Genomic DNA, 9,478 nt, shown 5'->3' on the forward strand with positions numbered 1-9,478 from the left:
ATGGTGCGCAGGGGATTTCGACGGTCCGGCGCCGCGCTGGCGGTGGTGCTGGCGCTCGCGGCGGCCGCGCCGCCGGCCGGGGCGATCCCGCCGCCGCAGGTCGATCCGGTCGCCGCCCCGCCCAGCGGCACCCCGGGGCCGGTCGGCGGGACGCAACAGCGCAGCGCCTGCGCCGGCAGCGGGGTGGTCCCCGGGACCGACCCGGCTGCGACGGCGCAGAACCCGTTCTCGCTCCACCTGTCCGACGCCTGGCAACACAGCAGGGGAGAGGGCCAACTCGTCGCCGTGATCGACACGGGCGTGACGCCGGGTCCGCGGCTGCCGGACGTCGATCCGGGCGGGGACTTCGTCGCGGCGGGCGACGGTCTCACCGACTGCGACGGACACGGCACGCTGGTGGCCGGCCTGATCGCGGGACAGCCCGGGCCCGACGGCTTCTCCGGGGTCGCCCCCGCGGCCCGGATCCTGTCGATCCGGCAGAACTCGCCGAGGTACTCCCCGCGGGCCACAGGAGCCGACCCCGCCCTCGCCCGGGCGACCGTCGAGGTGCAGGCCCTCGCCCGTGCGGTCGTGCGCGCCGCCGATCTGGGCGCACGCGTCATCACGATTCCCACGGCCATCTGCCTGCCCGCCGACCGGAACATCGACCAGGCCGAGTTGGGTGCCGCGCTGCGGTACGCGGCGGTCGACAAGGACGCGGTGATCGTCGCGGCCGCCGGGGACACCGGAACCGCTGCGTGCCAGGCGAATCCGCTCAGCGATCCGGCCCGACCGTCCGACTCGCGCAACTGGGACAGCGTGTCGAGCCTGTCGGTGCCGGCCTGGTGGCAGCCGTACGTGCTGGCGGTCGGCTCCGTGACGGCCGACGGCCGCCCGTCCTCCTTCACCGCGGCGGGCCCGTGGATCGGGATCGCCGCACCCGGCGAGGACATCACCTCGGTGAGCAACGACCCGGCGCTCGCGCTGGCCAACGGCCTCCCCGCCGGCGACGAACTGACCCCCGCCCGCGGCACGGGATACGCCGCCGCCTACGTGGCCGGCGTGGCGGCGCTGCTGCGCAGCAGGTTTCCCACACTCGGCGCCGACGAGGTGACGGGCAGGCTGACCGGTACCGCACGCGCCGCGGCACGGTCACCGTCGAACCTCGTCGGCGCCGGAGTGGTCGACCCGGTGGCGGCACTGACGTGGGACGTGCCGGTCGACGCACCGGTCACCGCCGCCGACGCCGCCGTGAGACAACTCGCGGCCCCCGCCCCGCCTCCACCGCGGGATCCGCTGCCTCTCATCGTCGCGTTCAGCGGCTTGGGCGTGCTGATTCTCCTGGTGCTCTGTGTGATCGGCGTGCGTGCGACACGAAAGGACGCGACATCATGATCCCCCGCCTCACCCTGGCGCTGCTCGCCGTGCTCCCGGCAGCGATGGCCTACCCGTGGCGGTCGACCACCGACTGGTGGCTGTTCGGCGTCGCCGTGGCCGTCGTCGCCGTGGTGTTCACCCGGTGGCGCGGACTGTTCCTGACCACGCTGCTCGGCCGGCGGATCGCGCTGTGGCGCAGGCGCGGTCACGACGAGTCCGACCGCCCGTCCCCGGAGTCCGCCACCGTCACGCTGCGGGTGGAGTCCGGTGAGGTGACCGCATTGCCCGTGCGCATCGTCGCCGCGTACCTGGACCGCTATGGTGTTCGGTTCGACTCGGTGCGCGTGGTCAGCCGCGACATCGGAGGGGTCCGCACCAGCTGGATCGGACTCACCCTCGCCGCAGCGGGCAACATCGCTGCGCTGCAGGCGCGTTCGTCATCGATCCCGGTCTACGAGACGGTGGCGGTGGCGGCCCGTCGCCTCGCGGACCATCTGCGCGAACTCGGTGGGCGCGTCGTCGTCGACGACGCCCCCGTGGGGCCCGTGTCGGCGCAGGCGGTGGAGACGTGGCGGGGGATGCGCGATGACCGGGGCGTTCTGGCCGCCTACCGCATCGCCGCCGACGACGACCTGGCCGACACGCTGGCCGCACTGTGGGCCTCCGGGTCCACGGAGATCTGGACGGTGCTCCAACTGACCGGCGGCAGAATGCATCCCGAGGTCACCGTGGCCTGCGCCGTACGCACGCCCGAGAAGCCGGACGCCGGGTCCGCGCTCCCCGGCCTCGCGCTCGAGCGCGGTGTGCATCTGCCTGCGCTCACGGCCATGCACCCCGCGTCCGGGAGCCGGCTGTCGGCCACGCCGGTCCCGGTGCCGCCCGCGGTGCTCGCGGATCTGCACTGGCCCGTCGGTCCGCAGCTCAGTCGAACATCAACGGACCGAGAAAGCGCGTCATCCGGCGCAGATAGTCGGGCTGGCTGACGTGCAGCACGTGGTTGCCGGGGAACCAGTGGAAGGCGCAGCGGTCCCAGTGCTTCCACAGGATCTCCGCCTGCTCGGGCGGCGCCAGCCGGTCGCCGAGACCGGCGATGATGAGCCGCCGCTCCTTGGCGGGCAGCGGCCGGTAGTTCAGCGGTGACGAGTACATCTGCGCCGCCTCGGTGAGCGACGAGTCGGTGCCGGCGAGCCAGTTCCGCAGCGCCACGACCTTGTTCGCCGGGAACCACTCGTCCACGGTGCGATCGGGCATCACGACGGGCACGTTCGGGATCACCGCCTGGATGCGGTCGTCGACGCTGGCCAGCAGCGCCGCGGTGTACCCGCCCAGCGACATGCCGGTCAGGGCGATGCGGTCCACCCCGGTGTGCTCGAGATAGTCGAGTACGGAGCGGAAGTCGTGCACGGCCTGCGCCATCGCCTCGCAGAAGCCCGCGAACCCGTGCGCGAAGAAGCCGTGCCCGCTGAACGGGGAGTACTGCTCGGCGCGGCGGCCGTGGAACGGCAGCGTGTAGAGCACCACGTCGTAGCCCGAGCGGTAGAACCACGGCAACGAGAAGAACAGACCGTTGAACAGATACGCCGAGCCCATGAACCCGTGGATCAGGCACAGGGTGGGCCGCGGGCCGTCCTCGTGGCGCCAGTGCTGGGCGTGCACGACGTTGTTGCGGACGAACCCGGCGCACTGCTCGCGCAGCGCGGGGTTCACGGCGGTGAAGCTGCTGTCGAACCGGATGTTGCGCACATTGCCGTGCGCCACCCACTCGGCCACCGGATTGGCCGGGCGGGACGCCACTCGCGGCAGCGACGTCGGAGCCGGGAACGCCAGCTCAGGGTCCTTGGCCGCGGCCAGTTCGGCGTAGAACGCCAGGTGCTCGCGCTCGGCGGCCGACTGTGAGCGTCGCAGCGCGCCTGCCACCGACGGTGCCATCGTGACGCTGAGCAGCGACGCGATCGAGGTGCGCAGCGCCACGTCGGCGAGCGCCGACGAGTCGACGATCAGCCGTTGGCGCAGCGTCAGATCGACCCTTCGCGGCAGTCCGCGCCGGGTCGCGTCCGCCCCGGGGACGTCGGGAACCGGCAGCGGCAGTTCGTCGGGTTCCTGCGGGGACGCGACGGTGGAGTCCACGCCCAGCATGCTAACCGCGCGCACACCGGCACTGCCACACTGTCACGATGTGGAACCCCGCCGTCTACCTCGCCTACGCCGACCACCGGGGTCGGCCGTTCTACGACCTGCTGGCACGCGTGGGGGCGGACGCACCCCGTCGCATCGCCGACCTGGGCTGCGGGCCGGGCAATCTGACCGCCGATCTGACGACGCGCTGGCCGGACGCGGTGGTCGAGGCCTGGGACTCCTCGCCGGAGATGGTGGAGGCGGCGCGCGGTCGCGGGGTGGACGCCCGCGTGGGGGACGTCCGGGACTGGGCTCCCACGCCTGAGACCGATGTCGTCATCAGCAACGCGACGCTGCACTGGGTGCCCGAGCACCCCGAGCTACTCGTCCGGTGGGCCGGACAACTGGGCTCCGGAGCGTGGATCGCCGTCCAGGTGCCGGGCAACTTCGAGGCCCCGTCCCACACCGCGGTGCGGGACCTCGCCCACCGCGCACACTGGGCAGAACTGTTGCACGACTTGCCCTTCGACACACCCGAGGTGGTGCGCACACCGGTCGGCTACGCGGGCCTGCTCAGCGATGCGGGGTGTGCGGTCGACGTCTGGGAGACCACCTATGTGCACGAGTTGACCGGCGACCATCCGGTGCTCGAGTGGATCCACGGCACCTCGCTGCGCCCCGTGCGCGCCCGCCTCTCCGAGGACCAGTGGCACCGGTTCCGGGACGAACTGATCCCGATGCTGGCCGCCGCCTATCCGCGGCGGGCCGACGGTACGACCTTCTTCCCGTTCCGCCGCATCTTCGTCGTGGCGCAGGTGCGCTGACTCAGCGGCGCTGATCGAGCAGCTCGATCACCTGGGCGACCAGGGCGTCGATGTCGGCGGCGGTGGTGTCGAGCACGAGGTCCGCGTCCTCGGGCGGCTCGTACGGAGCATCCACCCCCGTGAGGCCCTTCAGTTCCCCGGCGCGGGCCCGCGCGTAGAGACCCTTCGGGTCGCGCTTCTCGCACTCCTCCCGCGGGGTCGCCACGTACACCTCGATGAACGGCAGCTTCGCGGCGTCGTTGAGCGCGCGGGCGATCTCGCGGTCCGATTTCAGCGGTGACACCAGCGAGGCCAGTGCGACGACGCCCGCGTCGGCGAACAGCCGGGTGAGATGACCGACCCGGCGGATGTTCTCGGCACGATCGCCCGCCGAGAAGCCGAGATCGTCGGACAGGCCGTGGCGGATGTTGTCGCCGTCGAGCAGGTAGGCCACCTGACCGGAGTCCACCAGCGCGCGCTCCACCGCGACCGCGATCGTCGACTTGCCCGACGCGGGCAGACCGGTGAACCAGATCGTGGCACCCCGCTGTCCGGTCGCCGATCGCCGGTACTCCCGCTCCAATGACGAAGGGTGCCAACGGATGTCGTTGCGGGTCTGCTCGCCCGGTTTGACCTCGCGCGGCTCGGAGACGGTACCCGCGCCCACCGTGTCGTTGGTGGTCTCGTCGATCAGGATGAACGCGCCGCTGTCGCGGTTCTCGGCGTACGGATCGGCCACCACCACCGAACTGGTCCGCAGCGTCACCGAGCCGATGTCGTTGAGCACCAACTCGACCGGATTGTCCAGGTCGTCGAGGGTCTCGGGGTCCAGCCGCGAATGCAGGGCCTGCACGGTGGCGCGCACCGTGCGGGTGCCCTGCTTGAGCGCGAGCCGGTCACCCGCGCGCAGGGGGCTGTCGCGGAACCAGCAGACGGTCGCGTCGAGCTCGCGGGCCAGCACCGGCAGCGCTGCGTCGTCATCCCCGCTGACGAACACGTCGCCGCGTCCGACGTCGATGTCGTCGGCCAGCTCGATCGAGACCGACAGCGGCGCAACGGCGGTGGTGCGGTCGTCGTCCAAGGTGTCGACGACGGTGACCGTCGACCGAGTGCCGGCGGGCAGGCTGAGCACCGCATCGCCCACCTGCAGGGTGCCGCCCGAGAGCCGTCCGGTGTAGCGGCGGCGCTGTTCGGGGGTCGGTCGCGACACCCACTGCACCGGCAGCCGCAGGCTGCGCGGCTCGGCGTGCGGCGCGGAGAGCTCCACCGACTCCAGGTAGTCGAGCAGCGTCGGACCCTCGTACCAGCCGGTGTGCTCCGAGCGGTGCACCACGTTGTCGCCGTGCTTGGCGGCGATCGGGATGACGGTGAGGTCGGCGCCGCCGAGCCGGGCTGCCACCTTCTGGAGCTCCGCCTCGACCTCGGTGAAGCGTTCGCGGTCGAAGTCGACCAGATCGATCTTGTTCACGGCGGCGACGAAGTGCTTGATGCCCAACAGGTTCGCGATCCTGGCGTGCCGGTTGGTCTGCCGCAGCACCCCGGCCCTGGCGTCGACGAGCAGCACCGCGACGTGTGCATTGGACGCCCCGGTGAACATGTTGCGGGTGTAGCGCTCGTGGCCCGGGGTGTCGGCGAGGATGTAGCTGCGGGTGTCGGTCGAGAAGAAGCGATAGGCGACGTCGATCGTGATGCCCTGCTCCCGCTCGGCGCGCAACCCGTCCGACAGTGCCGCCAGGTCGGCGATGCCCTCGGCGTCGGTGACGGCCTCGAGATGGTCGAGCGGCAGGCTGTCGGTGTCGTGCAGCAGCCGTCCGATCAATGTGCTCTTGCCGTCGTCCACCGATCCGGCGGTGGTGATCCGCAGCAGCTGGCGTGTTCCCATCAGAATCCTCGCTTCTTCGCGCGAGCGCTCATCAGAAATACCCCTCGCGCTTGCGGTCCTCCATCGCCGCCGCCGACGTCCGGTCGTCGGCGCGTGTCTCCCCGCGCTCGGACACCGTGGCCGCGGAGATCTCGGCGATCACGCCGTCGATCGTGGTGGCCCGCGATCGGACGGCGCCGGTGATGGTCAGGTCGCCGACGGTGCGGTAGCGCACCCATTCGACCGCGGCCGTCTCCCCGTCGGTGGGTCCGGCATACTCCGACACGGCCAGCAGGATGCCGTCACGCTCGAACACCTCGCGCTCGTGGGCGAAGTAGATCGACGGCAGCTCGAGGTTCTCCAGCTCGATGTAGCGCCAGATGTCCAACTCGGTCCAGTTGCTCAGCGGAAAGACCCGCACCTGTTCGCCCTTGCGGATCCGGCCGTTGTACAGCGACCACGGCTCGGGACGCTGCGCGCGGGGATCCCACTGGCCGAACTCGTCACGGAAACTCAGAATGCGTTCCTTGGCGCGGGCCCGTTCCTCGTCGCGGCGTGCCCCGCCGAAAGCGGCGTCGAAGCCGCCCGCCTCCAGCGCATCGAGCAGGGTGCGGGTCTGCTGGCGGTTGCGGGAGGCACCCGGACCGGGATCGGGAACACGCCCGGCGTCGATCGACTCCTGCACCGACGCCACGATCAGCTTGTGTCCTTCGCCGGTGACGCGCCGATCGCGGAACTCGATGACCTCCGCGAAATTGTGTCCGGTGTCGACGTGCATCACCGGGAACGGCAGGGCACTGGGCCGAAAGGCCTTCTCCGCCAACCGCAACAGCACGATCGAGTCCTTGCCCGCGGAGAACAGCAGCACCGGGCGTTCCAGCTCGGCGACCACCTCGCGGATGATGTGCACCGCCTCGGCCTCCAGCAGTCGCAGCTCGTCGACGTGGACGGTGTCGTAGGTGTCAGGGCTCATGTGGGCAGGCCTTCCTTCTCCGCGTCGGCGCGGTACCGGTCCACCCACTCGTCGGAGCGTTGATCGGCCTGCCGTTCCAGCACCGGGGGCGGCGCGAGCCGCGGATCCTGGCCGACGGCCTCCAGCACCGACGCCACCACCTGGGTGAGGTTGCGCCACAGCACCGGATAGGGCACGTCCATCGGCGCGACGTTCTCCTCGGCGAACCAGGTGCGCCAGCCCTCCTCCTGGGCGCGCAGCATCGTGACCACGTGGGCGATGGCGCCGGCGTGGTACTCGGCGCGCGCGTCGCGCACCGGGTCGGGCCGGCCGCGCCAGACCCGGGTCTGCACCGCACGCCAGAACGAAACCGCTTGGGAGACAACGTCGGGACGATAGACGTGGATGAGGACGGGATCGGTGCCGACGACGTCGCGGATCGCGGCGAGCAGCCCGGTGCCCGACCGGTCGGGCAGTCCTTCGGCGCGCTGGAGCAGCAGCGGCGTCTGGTTCCACATCAGCTTGCCGCCCCAGATGCCGTTCGGCGTGCGGCCGACGGTGCGGATGTAGTCCCGCCAGATCTCCGGCGGAGCGAGATCCGGTTTGCCCTCGTCGAGGGGATCGAGAAGCCGCAGAATCGACTCGTCCTGCACGCCCTCGAACCATTGCCGCGGCTGCGGCGACTGACTGGTGGTCGGCAGGTACTGGAAGAACTCGCCCGGTTCACCGGCCACGCCGGTGGCGCGCAGCGACTCGACGAGCAGGGTGCTGCCACTGCGCTGGGAGGCGAGCACCAGATATGCCGTCGAGGCTGACATGCGCGTGAGCTTAGCCTGAGGTTTCAGCGCTGCGCACCCTCGGATTTTGCAATCACGCTGAGGGAAACTCTTGCCCCGATCGCGGCTGGTCGACGATTCCGCGTTCGGCGGCATTCGCTCTGCGACTTGGGATTTCGAGATCACGCACCAGCAGATACGTCTCGGTGTACCGGGCGGCGATCCGGGTACCCGCGAAGTCCGACGGGATGACGTCGCCCGTCTTCTGCCGCCAGTCGTTGAGCATCAGCGCCAGGTCGCTGCCGATCGCCTCCGCTCTGTCGATGGCCTCTGCCTTGCCGGTGGGCTGCGCGGCGAGCAGGTTGTGGGACTCCGTCGGATCGGCGGCGAGGTCGTAGAGCTCGCGTTCCGGCCGCGGCGTCTGCACCAGCGGTTCGACCGCACGGCCCGGTGCACTGTCGGCGATGTCCCACGGCAGGTCCAGCATCGGCCGGGCCGCGTAGTTCTCGATGTAGCTGTACTCCTTGGTTCGGATCGCGCGGATCGGATCGAACGAGTCGTGGTAGGTCTTCGTGGTGTACACCGCCGTGCGGACCGGGTCGGTGTGCGTCGCGTTCTCGACCAGATGCCCTGCGTGGGAGAGCCCTTCGATCTCGGGGGGCCCCTCGACGCCGAGCAGGTCGAGCAGCGTGGGCAGCAGGTCGACCCCGCTGAACAGTTCGTCGTAGACCCTCGGCGCCACCGCGGCGTCGCGGGGCGGCCGGATGATCATCGCGATGCCGGTTCCCGCCCCGTAGAGCGTGGATTTCGCGCGGGGCAGCGCCGGGCCGTGGTCGGTGACGAACACGACCCAGGTGGTGCGGTCGAGTCCCGTCTCGGCGAGCGTGTCGAGCAGTTGGCCGACGGCGGCGTCGGCGACCGCGATCGATCCGTAGAAGTCCGCGAGGTCCTGACGCACCGGATCGGTGTCGGGCAGGAACTCCGGCAGGTCCACGGTTGCGGGATCGGCCGGGTCATAGCGGTCGTGCGGGTAGGGCCGGTGGGTTTCGAAGAAGCCCGCGGTGAGCAGGAACGGCTTGTCCGGCGGATCGGCGAGCCAGCTCCTGGCCCGCTCGACGACGTACTCGCAGTACGAGTTCGACACGTCGAACTCGTCGAAGCCGAGCCTCGAGGGGAAGGACGTCTCGTGCTGCATCCCGAAAAGGGCAGTATGCCAACCATTTTCGGCGAGGATGTGGGGCAGGGTGCGTACGCCTGCGCGGTACTCCCAGCCGTGGTGGGCCAGTCCGATCAGCCCGTTGCTCTGCGGATAGCGACCGGTGAACAGCGAGCCCCGCGACGGCGAGCACAGCGGCGCGGTCGCGTGGGCGTCGGTGAACAGGATGCCCTCGGCGGCCAGCGCGTCGAGCCGGGGACTGGTCACGTCGGGGTGGCCGTAGACGCCGAGGTAGCGACCGAGGTCGTGCCAGTGCACGAGCAGAACGTTGTCCCGCTTCGCTTCACCCACAGGTCGTCCTTAAGTTCGTAGTTGCAGTTACTTCGTGTTGTTACGTTGGGCTGTGACCCGGGTGGGTCGGGTGAGGCTGCATGGTCGTAGCCGGCCCTGGTGGTGCGG

At 70.7% G+C, this 9,478-nt stretch carries 8 protein-coding genes; 3 read left to right on the forward strand and 5 right to left on the reverse strand.

Annotated features, from left to right (window positions below; all coding sequences use genetic code 11):
* Complete coding sequence (gene mycP, locus MCHLDSM_RS02860) at window positions 1–1,374, forward strand: type VII secretion-associated serine protease mycosin (RefSeq protein WP_048468780.1); 1,374 nt, start codon at window positions 1–3, stop codon at window positions 1,372–1,374.
* Window positions 1,371–2,339 (forward strand): type VII secretion protein EccE, encoded by a 969-nt coding sequence (gene eccE / locus MCHLDSM_RS02865; RefSeq protein ID WP_048468781.1) that lies wholly within the window; start codon window positions 1,371–1,373, stop codon window positions 2,337–2,339. Before mycP ends, eccE begins: the two co-directional genes overlap by 4 nt.
* On the opposite strand, the gene MCHLDSM_RS02870 is transcribed toward eccE, so the two are convergent.
* Complete coding sequence (locus MCHLDSM_RS02870; protein ID WP_407661966.1) at window positions 2,278–3,483, reverse strand: alpha/beta hydrolase family protein; 1,206 nt, start codon at window positions 3,481–3,483, stop codon at window positions 2,278–2,280. The genes eccE and MCHLDSM_RS02870 overlap by 62 nt on opposite strands.
* A 47-nt stretch (window positions 3,484–3,530) precedes the next feature.
* Between MCHLDSM_RS02870 and MCHLDSM_RS02875 the strand changes: the two genes are divergently transcribed.
* Window positions 3,531–4,295 (forward strand): trans-aconitate 2-methyltransferase, encoded by a 765-nt coding sequence (locus MCHLDSM_RS02875; RefSeq protein ID WP_048468783.1) that lies wholly within the window; start codon window positions 3,531–3,533, stop codon window positions 4,293–4,295.
* Between the two features lies 1 nt (window position 4,296).
* On the opposite strand, the gene cysC is transcribed toward MCHLDSM_RS02875, so the two are convergent.
* From cysC to MCHLDSM_RS02895, 4 genes are read right to left on the reverse strand one after another with little or no spacing between them, the layout of a single operon-like run.
* Window positions 4,297–6,156, reverse strand: coding sequence for a sulfate adenylyltransferase subunit CysN (gene cysC / locus MCHLDSM_RS02880; RefSeq protein ID WP_048468784.1), 1,860 nt, complete (start codon window positions 6,154–6,156; stop codon window positions 4,297–4,299).
* Between the two features lie 31 nt (window positions 6,157–6,187).
* Entirely contained in the window at window positions 6,188–7,108 is a 921-nt protein-coding gene (cysD, locus tag MCHLDSM_RS02885) for a sulfate adenylyltransferase subunit CysD (protein WP_048468785.1), read from the reverse strand.
* On the reverse strand, window positions 7,105–7,905 hold the full coding sequence (gene stf0, locus MCHLDSM_RS02890; protein ID WP_048468786.1) for a trehalose 2-sulfotransferase: 801 nt from the start codon (window positions 7,903–7,905) through the stop codon (window positions 7,105–7,107). Before stf0 ends, cysD begins: the two co-directional genes overlap by 4 nt.
* A gap of 52 nt (window positions 7,906–7,957) precedes the next feature.
* Complete coding sequence (locus MCHLDSM_RS02895; RefSeq protein ID WP_048468787.1) at window positions 7,958–9,370, reverse strand: sulfatase family protein; 1,413 nt, start codon at window positions 9,368–9,370, stop codon at window positions 7,958–7,960.
* Window positions 9,371–9,478 lie beyond the last annotated feature (108 nt).

This window comes from Mycolicibacterium chlorophenolicum (assembly GCF_001044235.1).
GTDB classification, from domain to species: domain Bacteria; phylum Actinomycetota; class Actinomycetes; order Mycobacteriales; family Mycobacteriaceae; genus Mycobacterium; species Mycobacterium chlorophenolicum.